The following is a 22,026-nucleotide window of genomic DNA, read 5'->3' on the forward strand; positions in this document are numbered from 1 at the left end:
TGATCATGGCTTATAATAATAGTGAAAGACCAGCTTCCAGAAGACCGGCCCGCAGAAGAAGAAAAGTTTGTGTTTTCTGTGGTGGAGAAGAGATCAGCTACAAGGATGCAGCTAAACTGAAAAAATATGTATCCGAGCGTGGTAAAATCCTGCCGAGACGTGTAACTGGAACCTGCGCAAAACATCAGAGAGCAGTAACAGTAGCCGTTAAGAGAGCAAGACATATGGCTATTATGCCGTACGTAGATGATTGATTCTGACTTGCGCTAAGCACTGTCCGAACGTTCATTTTGAATCGGTAAATAAATGGAGGTATCTGCCCGAAAAGGGCGGGTACCTTTTTTGTATCCAGAAGTATCTTGTTGCCAAAGTACAGGTCAAAGTGGTATAATCGGAAGGACAGGAGTGAAATACAACACGCAACGTTGGAAAGGTGTTAGGAAATGAAAAGCAAAATGAAGTTGAGCGGCCAATTGCGGAGCTATCTTCGATGGCCGCTGATTTTGTCCATCCTGATGCTTGTGATGAATATCGGCATGTATTTTGTGGATGTGATGGCAGGAATGTGGTTCACGCTGTTTTTTGCAGTCTATGTGATCGCAGCCGCAGTTCTCTATTACAGACAGCGTCCGCAGGTGATCAACGAGCTGATTACCTTTGCGACCGAATACGGCCAGGTTCAGAAGCATCTGATCCAGGAACTGGCGCTGCCCTATGCCGTTATGGATTCGCAGGGAAAACTTCTCTGGGTCAACAAAGAGTTTACAAAAATCACAGGGAAGGATACACAGTATCATAAATGTATCGCCACCATTTTTCCGGAGCTGACGGTCGAGCGGCTGCCGAAAAATGAGGAGGAGACCGACATCAACGTGGCTTACGGCGAAAAGAATTTCCGTGCCCATGTAAAAAGCGTCTGCATCGACGAGCTGATCCAGAATTCGGAGATGATCAACACAGATATCAAAGGCTATTTTATTCAGGCACTGTATCTGTTCGATGAGACGGAGCTCCGCGAGTATATGCGGAAATTCGAGGACGAAACGATGGTCACCGGTCTTCTGTATCTGGACAACTACGACGAGGCGCTGGAGAGCGTCGAGGAGGTCCGCCGTTCCCTTCTGACCGCACTGGTCGAGCGAAAGATCAACAAATATTTCAACGATCTCGATGGACTGGTGAAGCGGTATGAGAACGACAAATACATCGTGGTCATGCGCCGGAGTTCGTTAAATGAACTGAAAGAGAAAAAGTTCGATATCCTCGAGGACGTCAAGACCATCAACATCGGAAACGAGATGGCGGTCACAATCAGTATGGGTATCGGAGCAGATGCTGGATCGTTTGCGAAAAACTCCGAGTATGCGAAAATCGCGATCGACCTGGCTCTTGGCCGGGGCGGCGATCAGGTCGTTTTAAAGGACGGTTCGAAGATTCAGTATTTCGGCGGAAAAACGCAGGCTGTGGAAAAGAATACGAGAGTCAAAGCCCGCGTCAAGGCGCACGCGCTGAAAGAATTTATGAACACGAAAGAGAAGGTCGTTGTCATGGGACACCGCCTGCCGGATGCCGATTCGTTCGGTGCGGCCATCGGTATCTACCGTGCGGCGAAAACGCTGAATAAAAAAGCGTACATCGTCATCGACAACCCGACCAGCTCGATCATTCCGCTGATGAATACGTTCCGCGACAACCAGGATTATGAGGCGGACATGTTTGTCAACAACCATGAGGCGAAAGAGATCATGGACGACAACACGCTGCTCGTTGTGGTCGATACGAACAAACCGAGCATCACACAGTGTGAGGATCTGCTGTACATGGCGAAAATGATTGTCGTGCTGGATCATCACCGGCAGGGAAGCGATACGATCCGCAACTCGGTGCTTTCCTATATTGAGCCGTATGCATCATCCGCGAGCGAGATGGTTGCCGAGATTCTCCAGTATTTTACCGAAGGAATCCGCATCCGGAACGTGGAGGCGGATAGCATCTATGCCGGCATCATGATCGATACCGACAACTTTATGCAGAAAACAGGTGTCCGCACGTTCGAGGCGGCAGCGTTCCTGCGCCGCTGCGGTGCGGATGTGACGCGTGTGCGCAAGCTGTTCCGTGAGGATATGAACGATTACAAGGCAAGAGGAGAGACGATCCGCAATGCGGAGCTGTTCCGCGGCCAGTTCGCGATTTCCGAATGCCCGAGCGACTATGTGGACAGCCCGACGGTGGTCGGAGCACAGGCGGCGAACGAGCTGCTGAACATTGTCGGTGTCAAGGCGTCCTTTGTACTGACCGAGTATAAAGGCGTGATCTATATCAGCGCCCGCGCGATTGATGAGGTCAATGTACAGATCATCATGGAGCGGATGGGCGGCGGCGGTCATCTGAATATGGCAGGATGCCAGCTTGAGACCGTCGATCTGGAGGGGGCGCGCAGCCTCCTAAAATCAACCTTAACAGAAATGCAGGATGGAGGAGAAATCTGATATGAAAGTTATCTTACTGGAAGACGTAAAAGCACTTGGTAAAAAAGGACAGACTGTAAACGTAAGTGACGGATATGCAAGAAACATGCTTCTGCCGAAAAAGCTTGGCATCGAGGCAACCGCAAAGAACCTGAATGAACTGAAACTGCAGAAAGCACACGAGGACAAAGTGGCAGCAGAGCAGCTTGCCGAGGCACAGGCTTTCGCAAAAGAGATCGAGGAAAAACAGGTTACCGTAGCCATCAAAGTCGGTGAAGGCGGAAAAGTATTCGGAAGTGTATCGGCAAAAGAAATTGCAGAAGCAGCCAAAGAACAGCTTGGATACGACATTGACAAAAAGAAAATGCAGCTTCCGAACCCGATCAAGGTTCTCGGAACGACAGAAGTGCCGATCCGCCTGCATACCAAAGTAACTGCAAAGCTGAAAGTTATCGTAAAAGAAGCATAATTCTATGGAAGAAGCACTGATTAAACGAATCCTTCCGCACAGCATCGAGGCGGAGCAGTCGGTCATCGGTTCCATGCTGATGGGACGCGAAGCCATCATGGCAGCATCGGAAATCCTGACGAGCGACGATTTTTACCAGCACCAGTACGGCGTCATTTTTGATGCCATGGTGGAGCTGTTCAATGAGGGAAAACCGGTCGATCTGGTCACCCTGCAGAACCGCCTGCGTGAAAAGGATGTTCCGCCGGAGATCAGTTCGATGGAGTTTGTCCGCGATCTTTTAAATGCGGTGCCGACTTCGGCGAATGTGCGCCATTATGCGAACATCGTCAGCGAGAAAGCGGTGCTGCGCCGTCTCATTAAGCTGACAGAAGAGATTGAGAATGACTGCTATCTGAACAAAGAGCCGGTGGAAGTCATCATGGAGGAGACGGAAAAGAAGATGTTCCAGTTATTGGGCCAGCGGAATTCCGGAGACTTCATGCCGATCCGCCAGGTTGTCATCAATACGCTGGAGAACATCGAGCGTGCATCGAAGACGAAGGGAAATGTCACGGGTATTCCGACCGGATTCACGGATCTGGACTACAAGACATCGGGTCTGCAGAACTCTGACTTTATCCTGATTGCGGCACGTCCGTCTATGGGTAAAACGGCGTTTGTCCTCAATATTGCGCAGTATATGGCGTTTAAGAAAGACAAAGCCGTTGCGATTTTCAGTCTCGAGATGTCGCGGGAGCAGCTGATGAACCGTCTGCTCTCGATGGAGTCGAAAGTAGATTCCCAGCATCTGAGAACCGGAAACCTGAAAGACGACGAATGGAGCAAGCTGATCGAGAGCGCCGGCATGATCGGTGAATCCCGACTGATGATCGACGATACACCTGGTATCTCGATCGGAGAGATGCGGTCGAAATGCCGCAAATACAAGCTGGAGCACGGTCTTGATATCATCATCATTGACTACCTGCAGCTGATGTCGGGAAGCGGAAAGAGCTCCTCGGAATCGCGTCAGCAGGAGATTTCGGATATCAGCCGTTCCTTAAAAGCACTCGCGAGAGAGCTGAATGTGCCGGTTGTTGCACTGTCCCAGCTTTCCCGGGCTGTTGAGCAGCGTACCGACCACCGTCCGATGCTTTCCGACCTGCGTGAGTCGGGAGCGATCGAGCAGGATGCCGACGTTGTTATGTTTATCTATCGAGATGATTACTATAATAAGGATTCCGAGAATAAGGGAATCGCGGAAATCATCATCGCCAAACAGCGAAACGGCCCGATCGGAACCGTCAATCTGGTCTGGCTGCCGGATTATACGAAATTTGCGAATGCAGAGAGATAAAAGAAAATATTTGTAACTATTCAGAGCCATGCGAAATTGAGGGGAAAAGTGCGACTCATGCTTGCATGAATGAGCACTTTTCCCCTCAATTTCATATGGCGAGAAGCCACATCGAGATGTAGCGTAGCGGAATCGAGATGGGGCTCTGAATAGTATGGTGTCAGAACGTGTCGTGGGATAGTCCTGCGGCACGTTTTTTGTGTATAATTGTATGAATTTGTCGGAATATTACGATGAGATTTTCTTGCGGCAGGGGATAACAGATCCTATAATAAAGGGAAGAAGGGAGTGGCTGCCGTATGGAAAATAGAACGTATCTGGTCACGGAGGCGGAGAAGCTGACCGGGGAGAAAGCGCATGTGCTCCGGTACTGGGAGGACGAGCTCGGCATGGAAATCCACCGCAATTCGCTGGGACACCGCTGCTATACTGCGCAGGACATTCAGATTTTTCTGGGAATCCGGGAACTGAAGAAAAAGGGGCTTCACCTGAAAGCGATCCGCGAGCTGATGCCGAAGCTGGTGCAGGCAACGGCGGAGATCAAAGCGTTTCCGGCGGAAGCGGCAGAGACGGCAAAGGAGAAGCCGGATCCGGCAATACCGGGAAAAGCGGACGAAGTGCCGGAGGTGGTTGTCGATCTTCTGCCCGAGCGGGAAGCAGAACAGCTGGCGGACACTGTGATGCGGCAGGAAGAGGAGGAGCGTCAGACGGAGTTTTACCGCGTGCTCGGCCGTCTGCTCGATCAGATGATACAGAAGCGGCGCCAGGAAGAGCGGAGCCGCCGTGTGGATGAGGCGATCCGCCGCCACCAGCAGAGCCGGAGAGAAGCAGCGGCGACGCTGGAGCAGAAAGGAAAACGGACGAAAGCAAAACGGGGCCATCGGAACAATGGGTAAATCGGACAGAAAAAAAGAACGCCTGTGAGAGGCGTTCTTTTTGGAACTACGCGGAAATCCGGCTTATTTTGCAGCCAGATAATCGTTGATCTGGTCTTCCAGAACCTGAGCGTCCAGGCCGTGAACCATAGCTGCTTCTTCCAGGGACTCACCCTGTGCAGAAGGGCAGCCGATGCAGTGCATGCCGGCTCCCATCAGGATTCCGATGATATTTGTATCCATTGCGATTAACTCGCCGATTGTCATGTCTTTCGAGATCTTTGCCATCTTAAAGTTCCTCCTTTAAATGTGTATATACCCGTCGTTCCGATTTTGACGGCTATTTTGATTATAGCGTACCCCCGGGGGGAATGCAAGAACAAATTCATAAGATTATAGAATGTTTATAATTTTGTACTTGTATTTCAGGGGGCAATCGTTTACAATGTGGATAGTACCGAAAGGGCCAAAAAATCTACAAGGAGGATAAGATCATGGCATATGTAATCACAGACGAATGTGTAAGCTGCGGAACCTGCGCTGGAGAATGTCCAGTAGAGGCTATCGCTGAGGGAGATTCCCATTACGAAATCAACCCGGATGTATGCGTTGAGTGCGGAACATGCGCAAGCGTATGTCCAACCGAGGCTATCACAGAAGAGTAATTTGTACGGAACGTACAAAAAAGGAAGTCCTTCGCGGACTTCCTTTTTTTATACATACGTTTCAAAACTTACAGAGAAGCCAGCTCCTGCAGAGCATTCTCTTTTACCATTGCATTTCCATGTTCCAGCAGAAATGCTTCAGCGGCCAGGGAGAAGGATTCCTGTCTGCCGTACTCGGAAAGAATGTTGCAGACCTTGTTGAATTCCTCCGGTTTGCAGCCGGACTGGTGCAGAACGAGCTGATAGTTGGCATCTGCCCTGTTCTTATAGAGGGAATTGCTGCCGGTAAAATACTGGTTCAGCGCTTTTGCGGAGCTGATGACATCGTCGAGGGTTGAGAAGTGGAAGGTGCGTACCAGATCCACATTCTTTTCCTCGGATGCTGCAGGCTCTTTTTCGTTTTCCTTCTGTGCCGCTTTCTTTGCGATTTCCTGTGCCTTGTTCTTCACATCGCAGAGCTTGTGGAACAGGTCGATGATGTCGTCCGCGCCGGAATACTGTACCGGTTCCGGTCCGTCCGTATCGTCGCCGGATGGAGCAAATTTGGCGAAGCGGGTGTCGAGCTCCTGTGGATCCTCGACTCTGGTGATAATGAGGACAATGCTGTCCGGAGCCACCGGAACGGCCTCGACCATGAGCGGGGCATTATCCACATTGAAGCCGAACTGCTGGTTGGCTTCAAGCATCATATCCTGAAACAGGCTGCGGGCCTTTTCCGTGCCGTAAGCCAGTTCGCTGAGCTTTAAATTTCTTTCGGCAAGATCGGCGCTGGTCAGTGTGCAGCGGATCTTGTTATCATTGATTTTTTCTATTTTCATAACTCTCACGTCCTTAATTACTCTTTACTTATATAAATAGGGCTGCTTACAATATAGTATAACACATCACGGAAAGAAGTAAAGAACTTAAGATTTTTTTTACATTTCGCATAATTTTTTCAGAAATGAAGGGACAAACTTTATTTGTAATTCCCCCGGCTTGAAGTATAATAGGAGTTGGGGAAACCTTTGCTTCTGCCCGGAGGGTGCATACTCCGGCCAGAAGCAGGCACAGAAAAAACGGATCGGATAAGAAGGCGTCCCCGTGAAACATGATCATTGAAACTAAAAACAAAAGTATTTCATACGGATCGATGGGGCTTTCTTTTTTGTACGTCACAACTGCAAATAAGCCATGAAACAAACAATCGACAAAACTTTTTAAACAGATTTTCTGAAAAATACCCAATAGCAAAAAGCAACGATACTTTCGTTACTGTTCAATCAGCAGTGAAACACCTGCTGTTTCGCTGCGTAAGAACATGATTCAGGTGTGAGCAGCCCTCCTTTTGCAAAGCAAAACTTTAAATGAGGGCTGCGAATGTTACAGTTCGCTGGGAACCAGTGAACTGTAACGATACTTTCTGACTCGCATGCGGTTCCCTTGCGCATAACGGTTGCTATTGGGTATTTTTTTTGTTATAATGGGCGCAAGTGGGGAGATCTTCAGAGAGAAGAAAAGGGGAAAAGAACACATGAAGGAGCAACAGAAGAAAAAAGCAGCGCCGGTACTGGTCGTACTGATTTTGATCGTGCTAGTCGGTGCAGCAGGCGTTGTTTCATTTTTGATAAACCGATATAAACCCGGAACCGAATACATGGCCGGGAACGAATATTTTAACCTGACAGACGAAAACAGCGTTGCGCTGATCCAGAACGGAGAACTTCTGGAAGAGCAGGCCGTCCTTATCGGAGGAGAGCCGTATGCGGCGTACACATATGTAGAATCCCAGCTGAACAGCTGCTTCTACTGGGATGAAGAAACAAAAGGAATCCTGCTTACAACGAGCGGCGGCGTGCAGACACTGCTTCCGGGCGATGCGGCCATTGCCAAAACACCGGGCGGACAGCCTGCCGTACAGCAGGAGAGCGACGGAACGGTTTACATTTCGCTGGATGTCGTAAAAGAATACACAGATCTCGACTATGCATATTACAGCGATCCCAATCGTGTTGTAATCCGGAATGAATGGGACGGCGTGGAGCAGGCGACGGTACAGTCAGACACCGCGCAGGTGCGCCAGAAAGGCGGCATCAAGAGTCTGATTCTTGCGGATGTACAGAAGGGTGACACCCTGCTGTATCTGGAAAATCTGGACAACTGGTGCAAAGTCATGACGGCGGACGGCTATACCGGATACATCCAGACAGAGGATATCTCCGAGCCGGAGGCCATCGAAGCGCGGACGGCAAAGAAAGATTCCTATGAAAGAATTACACGGGATCACAAAATCAATCTGGTCTGGCATCAGAGCACATCGACCGAGTCGAACGACGCGATGGCAGAGATGACAGCAGAAATGACCGGCGTGAACGTGATTTCACCGACCTGGTTTTCCGTGACAGACGAAACCGGTACGATTTCCAGCCTTGCGAGCGCCGATTACGTGAAACTGGCGCATGAAGCGGGACGGGAAGTCTGGGGATTGATTGATAACTTTAATGAAGCATTTGACGAAACAACCGATCTTGCCTACGCATCCGTGCGCAGCAGAATCATTGAGCAGCTGCTCGCCGAGGCAGCATCGTGCGGCATGGACGGCATCAACGTGGATTTCGAGAATCTGAAAGAGGCCGGAATCCCGCATTACCTGCAGTTTCTGCGGGAACTGACGAGCGCGGCGCATGCACAGAATCTTGTGGTGTCGGTCGATACGCCGGTACCGCAGGCTTACACGATGTATTATCAGCGCGGCGAGCAGGCAAGATTTGTGGACTATATGATTGTCATGGCCTATGACGAGCATTTCGCGGGAAGCGAGGAGGCAGGCTCTGTTTCATCCCTCCCGTTCGTACAGCAGGCCGTGGAGGAGATGACGCGGGTGATGCCTGCCGATCAGGTGATCTGCGGAATCCCGTTTTATACCCGTGTCTGGACGGAAAAGTTCGGACAGAGCGCCATTACCAGCGAGGTGCTGGGCATGGATGGCGCCAAAAACTATGCAAAAGAGAATCAGATGACAGAAACCTGGGATGCATCCCTTGGCCAGAATGTGGCAACGGTAGAAACTTCCGATGCCAGATACACGATCTGGATGGAGGATGAGCAGTCCATGGAGGAAAAACTGAAAGTGATCCAAAGCGCCGATCTCGCCGGAGTGGCAGAGTGGAAGCTCGGATTCGAGCGCGCAGACATCTGGAGTCTGATTTCAGAATATATTGAAACAAACAGTTGACGAGGAGTCCGGGAAGGATAAGGGGAATGATAAAAGCCCGGGCACGAAGGAGGAGTATACATGTCAGAAAACAATCACGAAGAATTATTTAAAACAACGCTGATGGGCGGTTTCGATAAGGACGATGTCATGACGAAAGTGCAGAACCTGAAAGATCAGGCGTATGCCGCTCAGAAGAAACTGGAAGCGAAGATCGAGGAAAACGAGCAGGAAATCGAGAAGCTGAACCGCAAGATCCGCGAGCGTGAGGATAAAATCGAGGAGCTCGAAAAAAACATTCATGAGAAATACCAGAGCTATATCGACAATTATGACAGCATCAGCGGCCTTGTGTTTGAGGCACAGGTGAAAGCGAAAAAACTGACACAGGAAACAGAGGAGAGCTGCAGAAAGCTAAAAGAAGAGACCGAGGAAGCCTGCCGCCGGAAAACCGAAGAAACGGACGAGTCCTGCCGCGAGAAAACGGAGGAAACGGATGAGGCGTGCTGCAAAAAGAGAGAGGAGACAAACGAGTCCTGCCGGAAACAGCAGGAAGAGACAAAGGAATCCTGTGCAAAGCAGCGCCGCGAGACGAAGGAACAGTGCGAATACATGGTAGAGAGCGCACGTCAGAAGGGCGAGGAACTGGCTGCTGTTTATGAAGAAAAACTGCAGGCCGAAGCAGAAGAAATCCAGAGCCATATGGACGCGGAACTGCAGAAAGCCAACACCAGATACCAGAAGATTTACGCCGAGATGGAAACCATGACAAGTGTACTCGAGAAGAACCGCAGAATTTTTGAGGAGGCTTTTGCCGGCATCGAAAAAATGCGTGAGGAGATGAAACGTTCTGCATCGGAAGTGGAAACCTTCATGAAAGATCCGGTAAAAAGTATCTTTCCCGGAGAGGCAAAAGAAACAGCCGCAGAGCCAGACCGTGAAGATACCGCAGAAGAAGCAGAGGAAGAAGACGAAATCGTCGAAAATTCTGCAGTCATCGATCTCGAAAATGAGCCGGATTATCTCGATGATGACAACGACGAAGAAGAGGATGAAATCCCGAATCGCGCGCATGATGAAGAAGATGAGGAAGAGTAACCGGAAGCAATAAGAGTTGTAACCTGCCCCGCTGCTGCATAAAATGACCAAGAAAGGAAATTTGCAGCAGGGGGCTTTTCATTTGGAAAAAGGGAAAAAACTGGAATGGCTGATGGCGGTGATTCTGCTTTCGGCGGCGTATGTTCTGTCCCGCGAGGGCGCACGGCTGGTGGCAGCACAGAAGGCAGCCACAAAAGTAGTGGTGCTGGACAGCGGCCACGGCGGCGACGATCCCGGCAAAATCGGGGCAAACGGTGTCAAAGAAAAGGACATCAACCTTGCGATTGCCCGTCTGCTGAAAAAGAAGCTGGAAAAGCAGGGAATCCTTGTGGTGATGACGCGGGAAGGGGAGGATGATCTCTCCGATCCGGGAGCCGTGAATGCGAAAGTGCAGGATCTGCAGCGGCGCGTGCAGCTGATTCATAAAAAAAAGCCGGACTGTGTGATCAGCATTCACCAGAACAGCTACCCGGATGCGGCGGTCAAAGGGGCGCAGGTGTTTTATTATACGGATTCAAAAGAAGGCGAAAAACTGGCGCTCTGCATGCAGGCTGCACTGGTCGCGGGGCTCGATCCGGCGAATCACAGGAAAGCCAAGGGAAACAAAACGTATTACATGCTGAAGAAGACAGACGCAGTGCTGGTGATCTGCGAGTGCGGATTCCTCTCAAATCCGGAGGAGGAAGCGCTCCTGAACACAAAGGAGTACCAGAAAAAGGTGGCGGATGCACTGTGTGACGGCGTTTTAACGTATCTGGGAGAAAAGAAGAATGGCAAAGAGAAGACACAGACGAAGACGGAAGAGACCGCTGCGGGCGCTGCTTCCGCTTATGCTTGCCCTGCTGGCGGCTTATCTGGTATTCGGAGAATTTGATGAGAGCGATCCCGCGCAGAACGGAAACGGAGCGGACAGCAGCACTGCTTCACAGACGGCAGACGAAAACAATGGTCTGTCAGAAAATGGCGCAACACAGTTTCAGGCGGAAAATACAGATGAGGAGGAGCTGGCGAAGCGGTATTATTACAGCCAGCTCGATGAAAACAGACAGATGATTTACCGCGAACTGGTGCAGGGAATCGCGGAACACCAGGAAACCATCATCACAAAAGGCGGCGATCCCGATGTGACGGCGGAGGTTTATGGATGGGTCTATATGGATTACCCGGAGTACTGCTGGATCAACGGAGCATCACATGTCACGGGATACGGCGAGCCGAAGAACTACTGCGAGGTAGTTCCAGAATACACGATTCCTGCGGAGGAGATTACAGGACGCCAGACCCAGGTCAAAGGGGCGGGAAATGATTTCTTAAGTGATATCGACCGTTCGATGGATGACTATGGGAAGATCAAGGCTGTCTTTGAAAAATGTATCCGGCAGATTGATTATGTGAAAGATGCGCCGGAGAATCAGACACTCTACAGCGGACTTGTGAACAGACAGACGGTCTGCGCAGGCTATGCCAGAACGTTCCAGTATCTGATGAACCGCCTGGACATCCCGGTCATTTATGTGACGGGAACGACAGACACCGGCGAGGCGCACGGCTGGAATATCGTAAAGTGTGGAGACAATTATTACAACGTCGATGTAACCTGGGGCGATCCGGTATTCGCAGAGGGCGAGAGCGGCGAGTACAATCTGCCGGACGACCTGATCTACTACGATTTTCTCTGCGTTTCCGATGCGGAATTTTCGGACACGCATCAGGCGGATGCGAATCTGCCGCTCCCGGCGTGCAATGCAGATGACCTCGAGTATTACCGCCAGATCGGCCGGTACATGGATACATTTGATGCGACGCAGATTCTGTGGGAAATGGAGACGGATATTGAAGAGACAAAAGAGTATTCCGAATTTAAATTTGCCACCGATGATCTGATGGCGCAGGTCATGGAAGCCCGACCGGAGCTTCTCGATAAGGCTTCCGGCTATCTTTGCAGCTATTACGGACTCGGGTCCGTAAAATATACATACAGTGAGGATACGGCGACAAGAAAGCTGATGGTATTCTGGCAATATAAAGGAGAACCGAGTGAATGACGGTTCTCCTTTAAAAATATCCGGAAACAAAATGTCGATCAGCTCGCGCTCGAGAAACTCGATGGTAATCAGGCACGAATAAGGGAGTTCGGAAACCTGGGAAACACTCACAAGATCCTGACGGACGGTGATGGAATGATCCGTGACATCGGTAACCTCTGCGACCCAGGCGGCATGCGGGATCGTCAGATGTTTCGCAATCAAAGGGCCGACCTGCGCGGTATCGCCGTCGGTTGTCTGACGTCCGCAGATAATCAGATCCGCGCCGCCGATCACCTGAATACCCTGCGCCGGCGTTAAGAATATCCCCCGTGGGGGCTTGTGAAAAAGGCCGATTTTTGGTAGAGTAAAGGGATATTTGAGCGGTTGGAGAACGACCGCGCCGGGAAAGTTAAGAAAAAGAAGAAAGAAGCGGAAGATATGGAACAGGAATTATTACAGGAAATTGCCTCCTACTGGGGAACCCGTGCGGAGGGGTATTCTGAGGTCAATGAAAAAGAACTGGCGGGAAGCCAGAGAGAAGCGTGGCTGCATGTATTAGAGGAGCAGTTTCCAGAGAAAAAGAAAGAAGAGATGAAGATTCTCGATATCGGAACCGGCCCGGGATTCTTCCCGATGATTTTGTCGGAGGCAGGTTATACGGTGGCGGCTGTTGACTACACGGAGGAGATGCTGGAAAAGGCGAAAGAGAATCTGGGAAAATATACGAAATACGGTCTGGAGCGCGTGACGCTGCAGCGGATGGATGCACAGAATCTGGAGTTTGCGGATGAGACCTTTGATGTTGTCATTTCCAGAAATCTGACCTGGAATCTGGAAAAGCCGGAGCAGGCATACCAAGAGTGGATGCGTGTCCTGAAACCGGGCGGCGTGTTGCTCAATTTTGATGCGAACTGGTACGGTTATCTCTATGACGAGGAGAAAAAAGAAGCGTACGAGGCAGACCGGAAGAAAGTGGAAGAGCAGCAGCTCGACGACCATTATCTGTGCACGGACATTGACCGCATGGAAAACATTGCGCGTCAGGTGCCGCTCTCTGCGATGGAACGGCCGGCGTGGGATACGAAGGTGCTCGAATCCCTCGGCGTCTGTTCCATCCAGACCGATTCCGAAATCTGGAAGCGCGTCTGGAGCGAGGAAGAGAGACTGAACTATGCATCGACACCGATGTTTCTGGTGCGCGCGGAAAAAAGCGCAGAGCAGCCCTTCCAGCTTGGTGATGTGACCGTCCGCCGCGGCGAAAAATATCAGGGGGTTTCCGAAGACGGCCTCTGGTATCCGGCGGCAAAACCGGGCGATATGGTAACAGAAGGGGGCCCTGTCGTTGCTTACGGAAGAATTGTGCGCGAGCCGGAGTACGACGACCGCAAAGAGCAGATTGTCCATTACTGGGAGAAGCGGAGCGAGAACTTTTTAGAGCAGAGACGCTCCGAACTTGCAAACCCGATTGCGAAGCGCTGGATGAAAGAGATTGAAAAACAGATCCCGGCGGGAAGACGGTTAAAGATCCTTGATGTGGGCTGCGGAGCCGGATTTTTCTCGATCCTGCTGGCAAAAGAGGGCCACGAGGTCTTCGGCATCGACCTGACACCAGAGATGATTGAGAATGCGATCCAGCTCGCCGAAGAAGAGAATGCCGACTGCTGCTTCCAGGTCATGGACGCGGAAAATCCGATGTTTGCGGATGAAACGTTCGATGTTGTCATTTCCCGAAACCTGACGTGGACGCTGCCGAATGCGGAGCATGCTTACGGCGAGTGGATGCGTGTGCTGAAAACGGGCGGTGTGCTGCTGAACTTCGATGCCAATTACGGAAAAGAAGATGTTGCCGATACGAAGGGACTTCCGGAGGCGCATGCCCATTTCAAGGTTGGAAACGAGATGCTCGAAGAGTGCGAACGGATCAAATCACAGCTCCCGATCAGCCGCAAAAACCGGCCGGCGTACGATGTGGCGGTGCTGTGCGAAAACACAGCGGGAGAAATCCGCATTGATACGAGCCTTGGAAAACGCATTTATCTGGAAAAAGACGAGTTCTATAACCCGGCACCGATGTTTTCGATTTGTGCCGTGAAGCAGTAAAGGAGTATTTGTGAAAAAATATTTGTTAAAACGACTGCTTCGCCTGATTCCGGTATTCCTCGGCGTGACGATTCTCGCTTTTCTGCTGACGGGACTTTCCTCGGTCGATGCGGTGGATTTAAAAGAGAGCAGCAGTGGCGGCGTGATGTCGGAGGCGGAAAAAGAAGCGATGCGGGAGGAGCTGGGACTGAATGAGCCGAAAGCTGTCCAGTACCTGCAATGGCTGAAAAACGCCCTGCGCGGTGACTTCGGGGAGTCGTACGTTTCCGGCAAACCGGTGCTTGTAAGCTTCTGCGAAAAACTGCCCGCAACGATTGCACTTGCGGCGCTGGCGCTTGCCATGACGGTCTGTCTTTCGTTTCCGCTCGGTATCTTAAGTGCAAAATATCAGAATACGTGGGCGGACCGCGGTATCAGCCTGTTCTGCTTTGCAGGTAATTCGTTTCCGGGGTTTTTCACTGCACTTCTTCTCTTGTATTTCTTTTCGCTGAAATGGAATCTTTTTCCGGTTCTCAGTATGGGAAAGGGATGGAAAAGCTGTGTGCTTCCGGCGGCGACGCTTGCGGTTTCGATGACGGCAAAATACACCCGTCAGGTGCGTTCTGCCGTGCTTGCAGAGCTGGAGCAGGAGTACGTGGCGGGTGCACGGGCACGTGGGTTAAGTGAAAACCGGATTCTGCTCGGAAATGTATTAAAATCCGTGCTGCTTCGGATGGTCACGCTGCTATTCTTATCCGCCGGTTCGCTGCTTGGAGGAACCGCCATCGTTGAGACGATTTTCATGTGGAATGGTGTCGGAAAAATGGCCGTGGATGCCGTTTCCATGCACGATATTCCCGTGATTCAGGCATATCTGGTGTGGATGGCGGCGATCTATCTGCTGCTGCATCTCATTGCTGATCTGATGATGGGTGCACTGGACCCGCGGGCGAAGTTGGAGGGAATGCGATGAAAAAAGAACAGAAAAGAAAGATCCTTTTTTATGGCATCCTCGCCGGTGCGCTACTGCTGTTTGCCGCGTGTGCGGCCCATCTGACACCGTACGATCCGTATGAGCAGAATCTGGAACTGTCCCTTCTTCCGCCGTCCGCGGCGCACTGGATGGGGACGGACCGCTATGGAAGAGATCTGTTTTCAAGGATTCTCTCCGGCGCGCGGGTCAGCATTTTTTCAGCACTTCTTGTCGTTGCGGCAAGCGCTCTGATCGGAACACTCGCCGGAATTTTCAGCGGCTGGCTGGAAGGCAAAACGGATACGGTTCTGATGCAGATCTCCGATATTTTTCTGGCCTTTCCGGGTATGGTATTTGCAATCGCATTTTCCGGCGTTCTGCAGAGCGGCATGACGGGAGCCGTTGTGTCGCTGATCCTTGTTTCCTGGCCGAAATATGCACGGCTTGCGCGGAACCGTGTGCTGGCATTGAAACACATGCCGTTCATCGCGGCGGCGCGCCTTACAGGAAACGGAACATGGAAGATGATCGGACGCCATATTCTGCCGAATCTTGCGGGGCAGACGATTGTCACAGCGGTGCTCGATATCGGAACGATGATGCTGGAAATCGCAGGTCTGTCCTTCCTCGGCCTTGGTGCGGAAGCGCCGTCGGCGGAGTGGGGAGCGATGATGAGCAACGGAAGAAGTATGCTGCAGACCGCGCCCTGGGTCATTCTGGCGCCGGGACTGGCGATTTTTCTGACCGTTCTTGTCTGCAATCTGCTTGGTGAGGCGGTACGGAAAACGGTGGATCAGGGATAAGGGGCAAACGAAAATGGAAACAAAGGGAGCAAAAACATGAGCGAAAAACTGCTGGAAATCAGCGGCCTTTCTGTCTGTTATGAAGGGGAGCAAATTTTAAATAACATCTGTTTTTCCGTCGAAAAAGGAGAAACCGTCGGCATCGCCGGGGAGTCGGGCAGTGGAAAAAGTACCTTGCTGCGAGCGATCCTGCGGCTGATGGGAAAGAATGGTTCCATCACCGGCGGGCAGATCACATTTCGCGGAGAGGAGCTGACGGGCATGTCCGAAAAGAAGCTGCGGAGTCTGTGCGGTTCAGAAATTGGTATGATTTTCCAGAATACAGGGGCATCACTCTGTCCGACCCGGAAAATCGGAGCACAGATCTGTGAAAGCGTGCGCGCCCATGAGAAACGCTGCGGATTCATCACCCCGATTTCTGGGGGAATGTCTGGCAGAAAAAGCCGCAGAGAAATCAAAGATATGACGCTCCAGCGATTTGCGGATATGGGGCTTTCGGATGGCGAGACGATCTGGAACAGCTATCCATCGTCGCTCTCCGGCGGCATGAACCAGCGCGTCGGGATTGCGCTCGCAATGCTGCTGCATCCGTCGCTTCTTCTGGCGGACGAGCCGACGAGTGCACTCGATGTGGTTTCGCAGGCGCAGGTGCTGCGGGAGCTTCAGGCGTTGCAGCAGAAAGAGCAGACGGGGATGGTGCTGGTGACGCACAATCTTGCGGTTCTCGAGCAGATGGCAGACCGGGTTGCTGTTTTGAAGGATGGAAACATCGTGGAGCAGGGGGAGACAAGGACGGTTTTCGATCACCCCAAGGATGAATATACAAAAAATCTCCTTGCGGCTGTGCCGGGAAGAGGGAAGAACGATGCATAATCATAACATGCTGGAAGTAAACAACTTAAGCAAAAACTTTGCTGGAACCGGCCGGGAAACGGAATTTGCCGCCGTGGACGGCATCAGCTTCACACTGGATGCGGGGGAATGTCTTGGCCTGATCGGGGAGAGCGGATGCGGAAAAAGCACGACGGCCCGTCTGATCACCGGATTGGTCCAGGCGGATGCAGGCAGCGTTCTGTTGGAAGGCGAGGAAATCCTCGGAAGAAAAGGCAGGCGGCAGCGCGAAGTTTACCGGAAAATACAGATGGTATTCCAGATCCCGCAGGATTCCTTCGATCCAATGCAGACGCTCGAAACCGGGATTCTGGAAGCTTTTCGGAATCAGGGAATGAGCCGGAAAGAGGCGTGTCTTCATCTGCCGGAGCTGCTGAAAAAAGTGGAACTTAGTTCGGAAACGGCGATGCGCTATCCCCGCGAGACGAGCGGCGGAGAGTGCCAGAGAGCCGCAATTGCGCGGGCTCTTGCTGTGCAGCCGTCTCTTCTGATCTGCGACGAGGCAACGAGTGCGCTCGATGCGGCGGTACAGGCGCAGATCGTTCAACTGCTGAAAAAACTGCAGCGGGAAGAAGGACTTGCGATGCTGTGGATCGGCCACGACCTTGCGCTGGTGCGGGAACTCTGCAGCCGTGTGATTGTCATGCGGCAGGGAAAAATCGTGGAGCAGGGGGAGACGCGGGAGGTATTGGAGTACCCGAAAGAGGAATATACGAAACTGTTGATGGAGTATAGTCTGTGAGAAAACTGTTGAAACAGAAAATCAGACAGCGGAAATGGTGGTGCCATTTGCGAAAACAGGAGAAGTACAGAATGCAGAGAAAGAACGGCAGAAGGAAAAAAATTGCATATGTTTTGTGCGGCATTCTGGCGGTGGTACTGTTTTCTGGTTGTCAGAGCACAGCGGCAGATGGTACAGATGAAAAAGTTTTCGTATACGGCGACACGACATTCAACGCCGAAAACGACGAGTCCGATGTCAACCCGCACAACGGCTATTCCGGCTGGGCGTGTATCCGCTATGGGATCGGTGAGACGCTGTTTCATTATTCCGATTCTATGGAGATCGAGCCATGGCTGGCAGAAAGCTATGAGATTGTGGACGATACAACATGGCGGATTACACTGCATGAAGGCATCTCCTTTACGAGTGGGCGCACTCTCGACGCAGAGGCGGTCAAAGAATGTCTCGAGGATCTGATCGCAGTACATGACCGTGCACGCGGGGATCTGAAAATTGAGAGCATCAAGGCAGACGGCCTGATCGTAACAATTCACACCGAACAGCCTGTCCCGGCGCTTCTGAATTATCTGTCTGACCCATATGGATGCATCATTGATATGCAGGCAGGTGTGACGGATGACGGCAATGTCGCCGGAACCGGCCCGTACCGCGCAGTACAGGTGGAGACGGATCAGGGACTGACGCTCGTGAAAAATGACAATTACTGGAACGGAACGCCAAAGCTCGACCGGATCGAAGTAAAAACGATCCGCGACGGCGATACGATGACGATGGCGTTACAGTCAGGCGAGCTCGACGCGGCGTACGGCCTGCCATATTCCAATCTGATCCTGTTCCGCGATGAACCATACACGATTTCTTCGGCGGATACGTCGCGTACCTTCTTCGGACAGTTCAACGGATCATCCGAGGTGCTGCAGGACGACCGCGTGCGCGAGGCAGTCATCGGAGCGATCGACCGGGAGGGCTTTGTGAATACGCTGATGGAAGGAAACGGAAGCGTGGCGGAAGGCCCGTTCCCCTCTTACTTTGCATTCGGCGACAGCAAAGTGCAGGAGGAGTCCTATGATCTTGAGTATTCCAGAGAACTGCTGGCTGAAGCAGGCTGGACCGATGAGGACGGCGACGGCTACGTGGAAAAAGACGGAAAACGCCTGACCATCTGCTGGCTCACGTATCCGAGCCGCCAGGAACTGCCGCTTCTCGCGGAGAGTGCACAGGCATCGCTGAAGAAAATCGGAATCGAAGTACAGATCCAGTGCACGGCAAATCATTTGGAACTGCTGAAAAAAGGAAACTGGGATGTTTATGTCAGCGCATTTGTCAGCGCACCGACGGGCGATCCCGAGTATTTCTTTACAACGCACTGCCTGCAGGATTCCTCCAAGAACCGCGGCGGTTATTACAGTGAGACACTCGAGATGCTGGAGCAGCAGTTAAGCGGCGAGTTTGATACCGAAAAACGAACCGAACTGGCCATCGAGATGACGCAGACGCTGCTGGATGACCACATGTTTTTCTTCGCATCACACCTCAAAATGTCGATGGTATCCGGTGAGGGCGTGACGGGGCTTACGGCGCATCCGTGCGATTATTATGAAATTACAGTCAATTTGGACAAAAACAAATGATTATTTGGAAAAAGAGCAGAAAATGTGGATTTTCTGCTCTTTCTGCGCTATGATAGGAAAAGAACGGCACTGCGACGGTGCCAGAGAAGAGAAAAGGAGAAGTTACGATGCGGAAAGAAGAATTGAGAACATATATTGAAAACCACGAATCCGAAATGATCGAGGATCTGAAAAGCCTGATCCGGATTCCAAGCGAAAAACAGGCGGCAGAGCCAGGCAAACCATTCGGCGCACCGGCGGCAGAAGCACTGGCGCAGGGAATCGAAATTCTGGAAAAATACGGCTTTGCCGTAACCAACTACGACAACTACGCGATTGCAGCTGACTTTAATCAGGAAGAAAAGGGCCTTGATATTCTCGCCCATCTCGATGTCGTACCGGCAGGCGAAGGCTGGCAGGAGACCGATCCATTCACCCCGCTCATCAAAGAAGGAAAAATGTTCGGCCGCGGAACCGCAGACGACAAAGGACCGGCGATCGCAGCTATCTACGCAATGCGCGCTGTCAAAGAACTCGGTTACCCATTAAAGAAAAATGTCCGTCTTGTCCTCGGTTCCGACGAGGAGTGTGGAAGCTCTGACCTCGAATATTATTATAAGAAAGAAGTGGAAGCACCATGCACCTTCTCACCGGATGCCGAATTCCCGGTCATCAACATTGAAAAAGGCGGCATGCGCGGCCACTTCGAAAAAACATCCGCTGCCGGAACGACAGGCGTGCGCCTCGTATCCTTACAGGCCGGCACCAAACTGAACGTTGTACCAGGCAAAGCATATGCAGAGCTTGCCGGCATGGCAAAAGAAGACCTGAAAACCTGCGCTGACGAGACTGAGCAGAAGACCGGCGTTTCCTTCGTTCTGGAAGACACCGAAAACGGCAATATAAAAATCACCGCCTGCGGTGCCTTTGCCCACGCATCCACCCCGGAAATGGGTAACAACGCACTGACTGCACTGCTGCAGCTTCTCGCATCCGTTGGAATGGAAGAGAGTGAACTGAAAAACGACATCAGTTTCCTTGCAAAAGTTTACCCGCACGGCGACGGCAAAGGCGCAGGCCTCGGTGTCGCCATGTCAGATGAAGAGTCCGGCGAGCTCACCTTAAGCCTCGACCTCATGAACTACGATGGCAAAACCCTGACCGGTTCCTACGACTGCCGCGCCCCGATCTGCGCGACAAAAGAAAACCTGTACGATACCGCCGGGCAGAACATGAAAAAAGGCGGCTTCTCCATGGAAGGCAGCGGAATGTTCCCACCACACCACGTCCCGGCCGACAGCCCGTTTGTCCAGACCCTGCTGCAGTGCTACACGGATGTCACTGGAAAACCAGGCAAACCATTTGCGATCGGCGGCGGAACGTATGTGCATCATCTGAAAAACGGCGTTGCGTTTGGATGCGCAGACCTTGAAGTCGACAACCGTATGCACGGAGCAGACGAGTTCGTGGAAATCGAATGCCTGAAAGAATGCGTTGTGATCTTCGCGGAGGCGATTCTGCGGATCTGCGGGGAATAAATAATTGAAAAATAAAAGATAAAAAAGATCTTCAGCCAAACCGATAGATTCTGAAAAGAACAAGGTTTGCCTGAAGATTTTTTATGGCTCTGAATTGTTACAAATTTTCTCAGAACCGCAGTTCCCTGCACCGGTTCAGGCATGCAAAGATTTCCTGCCGTCTCGGCCGTGCCAGATCGCCTGGCCTTCCCGGGGCGAGAAGAGAAGCAAGACCTTTTTCATCCATCTGTTTTTCCAGCAGATCCACCACCTGCACCAGTGTTTTCTTACCGTCCATCTTGTGCTCCGCTGCTTCTAAAAGAAGCGCAGCCAGCCCGTTCAGCTGTTCACTGTCCGTGAGCTGTTCCATGGCGCGCAGATCCGTCAGAGATTTGTTGATGAGGATGGATTCCCGTCCCATCACTTTGACTTTCGTGCGGTCACTTCCCGTCAGGCCTTTACCCGGCTGCGGGCAGCGGTGAAAGGCTGGAACGGAAAAAGGGCGTATGGAGGCAGTAAACGGCGGAAATTCCGCGGCTGTGGTTTTTGCGCGATCCGTAATGTCATAAGGAACGTATTCTTTCATCTGAATGACAGTGTCTGCCACATGGAAGTAAGAACCGGAGCTTCCGGCAACGAGAACCGACGAGATGCCGAGCTTCTCATACAGATCCCGCACGCGGCTGATAAACGGTGTGATCGGTTCCTCGCTGTCGGCAACGACGCGCTGCATCAGCTCATCGCGCACCATAAAGTTGGTGGCGGATGTGTCCTCATCAATCAGAAAGAGGCTCGTGCCGGATTCGATGCCCTCGATCACGTTGGCGGCCTGCGAGGTGCTTCCGCTGGCATCTGGAGTCGAAAATGAGGTGGTGTCGCTCTTTCCGGGAAGATCGTGGATGAAGAGGGAGATATCGACATTGCTGATGCTTCTGGAGTCCTCGGAGCGGAGCTTTCCGGCGCTTGCATCGGTGATGACATATTCACGGCCGTCCCCGGCGATGTGGTTGTATACGCCGCGCTCAAGAGCCTGCAGAAGGGTAGATTTTCCGTGGAAGCCTCCGCCTACGATCAGTGTGACACCGAGTGGAATTCCCATGCCGGAAACAGGTCCGCGGTTTGGAAGATCGAGGGTAACGCGCAGGGATTCCGGTGAGGTAAACGGAACGGCGTGCTTCATCGGCAGATCGGAAACACCGGTCTCGCGCGGGAGAATGGAGCCGTCGGCGATGATGATATGCTCCCTTCTAGGTAGACAAGTGAAATAATAAAAA

At 51.8% G+C, this 22,026-nt stretch carries 20 protein-coding genes and 1 pseudogene; 17 read left to right on the forward strand and 4 right to left on the reverse strand.

Annotated elements, in window-relative coordinates; all coding sequences use genetic code 11:
* The first annotated feature begins 5 nt into the window (after positions 1-5).
* The 5 genes from rpsR (at position 6) to DWW13_RS14455 (ending at position 5,172) form a co-directional block, all read left to right on the forward strand.
* The gene (gene rpsR, locus DWW13_RS14435) at positions 6-254 is read left to right on the forward strand and encodes a 30S ribosomal protein S18 (protein ID WP_022461611.1); all 249 of its coding nucleotides are present in this window, start codon (positions 6-8) and stop codon (positions 252-254) included.
* Between the two features lie 189 nt (positions 255-443).
* Complete coding sequence (locus DWW13_RS14440) at positions 444-2,489, forward strand: DHH family phosphoesterase (protein ID WP_117802327.1); 2,046 nt, start codon at positions 444-446, stop codon at positions 2,487-2,489.
* A 1-nt stretch (position 2,490) separates the two neighbouring features.
* Positions 2,491-2,937 carry a 50S ribosomal protein L9 gene (gene rplI / locus DWW13_RS14445; protein ID WP_118659358.1) on the forward strand — a complete coding sequence of 149 codons (447 nt, stop codon included), beginning with the start codon at positions 2,491-2,493 and terminating at the stop codon, positions 2,935-2,937.
* Between the two features lie 4 nt (positions 2,938-2,941).
* Positions 2,942-4,276, forward strand: coding sequence for a replicative DNA helicase (gene dnaB / locus DWW13_RS14450; protein ID WP_022461614.1), 1,335 nt, complete (start codon positions 2,942-2,944; stop codon positions 4,274-4,276).
* A gap of 299 nt (positions 4,277-4,575) precedes the next feature.
* A complete protein-coding gene (locus DWW13_RS14455; RefSeq protein ID WP_055220134.1) occupies positions 4,576-5,172 on the forward strand; it encodes a MerR family transcriptional regulator in 597 nt (198 codons plus the stop codon).
* A gap of 63 nt (positions 5,173-5,235) precedes the next feature.
* On the opposite strand, the gene DWW13_RS14460 is transcribed toward DWW13_RS14455, so the two are convergent.
* Positions 5,236-5,439: a DUF1858 domain-containing protein gene (locus tag DWW13_RS14460; protein WP_022461615.1), complete on the reverse strand. Its 204-nt coding sequence runs from the start codon at positions 5,437-5,439 to the stop codon at positions 5,236-5,238.
* Between the two features lie 206 nt (positions 5,440-5,645).
* Between DWW13_RS14460 and DWW13_RS14465 the strand changes: the two genes are divergently transcribed.
* The gene (locus DWW13_RS14465) at positions 5,646-5,816 is read left to right on the forward strand and encodes a DUF362 domain-containing protein (RefSeq protein ID WP_022461616.1); all 171 of its coding nucleotides are present in this window, start codon (positions 5,646-5,648) and stop codon (positions 5,814-5,816) included.
* Between the two features lie 68 nt (positions 5,817-5,884).
* On the opposite strand, the gene DWW13_RS14470 is transcribed toward DWW13_RS14465, so the two are convergent.
* Positions 5,885-6,634, reverse strand: a complete 750-nt coding sequence (locus tag DWW13_RS14470; RefSeq protein ID WP_055220132.1) for an adaptor protein MecA — start codon at positions 6,632-6,634, stop codon at positions 5,885-5,887.
* 695 nt (positions 6,635-7,329) lie between these two features.
* Here DWW13_RS14470 and DWW13_RS14475 point away from each other — a divergent pair.
* The 4 genes from DWW13_RS14475 (at position 7,330) to DWW13_RS14490 (ending at position 12,152) form a co-directional block, all read left to right on the forward strand.
* Positions 7,330-9,030: a glycosyl hydrolase family 18 protein gene (locus DWW13_RS14475; protein ID WP_158565888.1), complete on the forward strand. Its 1,701-nt coding sequence runs from the start codon at positions 7,330-7,332 to the stop codon at positions 9,028-9,030.
* A 60-nt stretch (positions 9,031-9,090) separates the two neighbouring features.
* Entirely contained in the window at positions 9,091-10,107 is a 1,017-nt protein-coding gene (locus DWW13_RS14480; RefSeq protein WP_118720414.1) for a hypothetical protein, read from the forward strand.
* Between the two features lie 82 nt (positions 10,108-10,189).
* The gene (locus tag DWW13_RS14485) at positions 10,190-10,981 is read left to right on the forward strand and encodes an N-acetylmuramoyl-L-alanine amidase (RefSeq protein WP_330410121.1); all 792 of its coding nucleotides are present in this window, start codon (positions 10,190-10,192) and stop codon (positions 10,979-10,981) included.
* The gene (locus DWW13_RS14490; RefSeq protein ID WP_118699997.1) at positions 10,878-12,152 is read left to right on the forward strand and encodes a transglutaminase domain-containing protein; all 1,275 of its coding nucleotides are present in this window, start codon (positions 10,878-10,880) and stop codon (positions 12,150-12,152) included. Before DWW13_RS14485 ends, DWW13_RS14490 begins: the two co-directional genes overlap by 104 nt.
* 120 nt (positions 12,153-12,272) lie before the next feature.
* On the opposite strand, the pseudogene DWW13_RS20200 reads toward DWW13_RS14490, so the two are convergent.
* A pseudogene (locus DWW13_RS20200) lies at positions 12,273-12,428 on the reverse strand (electron transfer flavoprotein subunit beta); the annotation flags it as partial.
* Between the two features lie 144 nt (positions 12,429-12,572).
* Here DWW13_RS20200 and DWW13_RS14500 point away from each other — a divergent pair.
* From DWW13_RS14500 to DWW13_RS14530, 7 genes are all read left to right on the forward strand, one after another.
* Positions 12,573-14,234, forward strand: a complete 1,662-nt coding sequence (locus DWW13_RS14500; RefSeq protein WP_117761975.1) for a class I SAM-dependent methyltransferase — start codon at positions 12,573-12,575, stop codon at positions 14,232-14,234.
* Between the two features lie 10 nt (positions 14,235-14,244).
* A complete protein-coding gene (locus DWW13_RS14505; protein WP_118720416.1) occupies positions 14,245-15,186 on the forward strand; it encodes an ABC transporter permease in 942 nt (313 codons plus the stop codon).
* The gene (gene nikC, locus DWW13_RS14510; protein ID WP_118640452.1) at positions 15,183-15,989 is read left to right on the forward strand and encodes a nickel transporter permease; all 807 of its coding nucleotides are present in this window, start codon (positions 15,183-15,185) and stop codon (positions 15,987-15,989) included. The genes DWW13_RS14505 and nikC overlap by 4 nt, the downstream gene beginning before the upstream one ends.
* 36 nt (positions 15,990-16,025) lie before the next feature.
* Positions 16,026-16,862, forward strand: a complete 837-nt coding sequence (locus DWW13_RS14515) for an ABC transporter ATP-binding protein (protein WP_118640453.1) — start codon at positions 16,026-16,028, stop codon at positions 16,860-16,862.
* The gene (locus DWW13_RS14520) at positions 16,855-17,622 is read left to right on the forward strand and encodes an ABC transporter ATP-binding protein (protein ID WP_243026157.1); all 768 of its coding nucleotides are present in this window, start codon (positions 16,855-16,857) and stop codon (positions 17,620-17,622) included. The genes DWW13_RS14515 and DWW13_RS14520 overlap by 8 nt, the downstream gene beginning before the upstream one ends.
* A gap of 71 nt (positions 17,623-17,693) precedes the next feature.
* Positions 17,694-19,256, forward strand: a complete 1,563-nt coding sequence (locus tag DWW13_RS14525; RefSeq protein ID WP_118720418.1) for an ABC transporter substrate-binding protein — start codon at positions 17,694-17,696, stop codon at positions 19,254-19,256.
* A gap of 107 nt (positions 19,257-19,363) precedes the next feature.
* Positions 19,364-20,773, forward strand: a complete 1,410-nt coding sequence (locus DWW13_RS14530) for a Sapep family Mn(2+)-dependent dipeptidase (protein ID WP_118720420.1) — start codon at positions 19,364-19,366, stop codon at positions 20,771-20,773.
* A gap of 109 nt (positions 20,774-20,882) precedes the next feature.
* Here the strand turns inward: DWW13_RS14530 and DWW13_RS14535 are convergent.
* Positions 20,883-22,026, reverse strand: a 1,144-nt coding sequence (locus tag DWW13_RS14535) for an ABC-ATPase domain-containing protein (protein ID WP_199674860.1), incomplete at its 5' end; no start/stop codon positions are given.

The organism is Blautia sp. AF14-40 (assembly GCF_003479665.1).
Lineage (GTDB): Bacteria > Bacillota > Clostridia > Lachnospirales > Lachnospiraceae > Fusicatenibacter > Fusicatenibacter saccharivorans.

What these genes read in the sequence shown, in the direction of transcription:
- rpsR (WP_022461611.1), top strand. Translation starts at nt 6, where the DNA reads ATGGCTTATAATAATAGTGAAAGACCAGCTTCCAGAAGACCGGCCCGC.
- DWW13_RS14440 (WP_117802327.1), top strand. Translation starts at nt 444, where the DNA reads ATGAAAAGCAAAATGAAGTTGAGCGGCCAATTGCGGAGCTATCTTCGA.
- rplI (WP_118659358.1), top strand. Translation starts at nt 2,491, where the DNA reads ATGAAAGTTATCTTACTGGAAGACGTAAAAGCACTTGGTAAAAAAGGA.
- dnaB (WP_022461614.1), top strand. Translation starts at nt 2,942, where the DNA reads ATGGAAGAAGCACTGATTAAACGAATCCTTCCGCACAGCATCGAGGCG.
- DWW13_RS14455 (WP_055220134.1), top strand. Translation starts at nt 4,576, where the DNA reads ATGGAAAATAGAACGTATCTGGTCACGGAGGCGGAGAAGCTGACCGGG.
- DWW13_RS14460 (WP_022461615.1), bottom strand. Translation starts at nt 5,439, where the DNA reads ATGGCAAAGATCTCGAAAGACATGACAATCGGCGAGTTAATCGCAATG.
- DWW13_RS14465 (WP_022461616.1), top strand. Translation starts at nt 5,646, where the DNA reads ATGGCATATGTAATCACAGACGAATGTGTAAGCTGCGGAACCTGCGCT.
- DWW13_RS14470 (WP_055220132.1), bottom strand. Translation starts at nt 6,634, where the DNA reads ATGAAAATAGAAAAAATCAATGATAACAAGATCCGCTGCACACTGACC.
- DWW13_RS14475 (WP_158565888.1), top strand. Translation starts at nt 7,330, where the DNA reads ATGAAGGAGCAACAGAAGAAAAAAGCAGCGCCGGTACTGGTCGTACTG.
- DWW13_RS14480 (WP_118720414.1), top strand. Translation starts at nt 9,091, where the DNA reads ATGTCAGAAAACAATCACGAAGAATTATTTAAAACAACGCTGATGGGC.
- DWW13_RS14490 (WP_118699997.1), top strand. Translation starts at nt 10,878, where the DNA reads ATGGCAAAGAGAAGACACAGACGAAGACGGAAGAGACCGCTGCGGGCG.
- DWW13_RS14500 (WP_117761975.1), top strand. Translation starts at nt 12,573, where the DNA reads ATGGAACAGGAATTATTACAGGAAATTGCCTCCTACTGGGGAACCCGT.
- nikC (WP_118640452.1), top strand. Translation starts at nt 15,183, where the DNA reads ATGAAAAAAGAACAGAAAAGAAAGATCCTTTTTTATGGCATCCTCGCC.
- DWW13_RS14515 (WP_118640453.1), top strand. Translation starts at nt 16,026, where the DNA reads ATGAGCGAAAAACTGCTGGAAATCAGCGGCCTTTCTGTCTGTTATGAA.
- DWW13_RS14520 (WP_243026157.1), top strand. Translation starts at nt 16,855, where the DNA reads ATGCATAATCATAACATGCTGGAAGTAAACAACTTAAGCAAAAACTTT.
- DWW13_RS14525 (WP_118720418.1), top strand. Translation starts at nt 17,694, where the DNA reads ATGCAGAGAAAGAACGGCAGAAGGAAAAAAATTGCATATGTTTTGTGC.
- DWW13_RS14530 (WP_118720420.1), top strand. Translation starts at nt 19,364, where the DNA reads ATGCGGAAAGAAGAATTGAGAACATATATTGAAAACCACGAATCCGAA.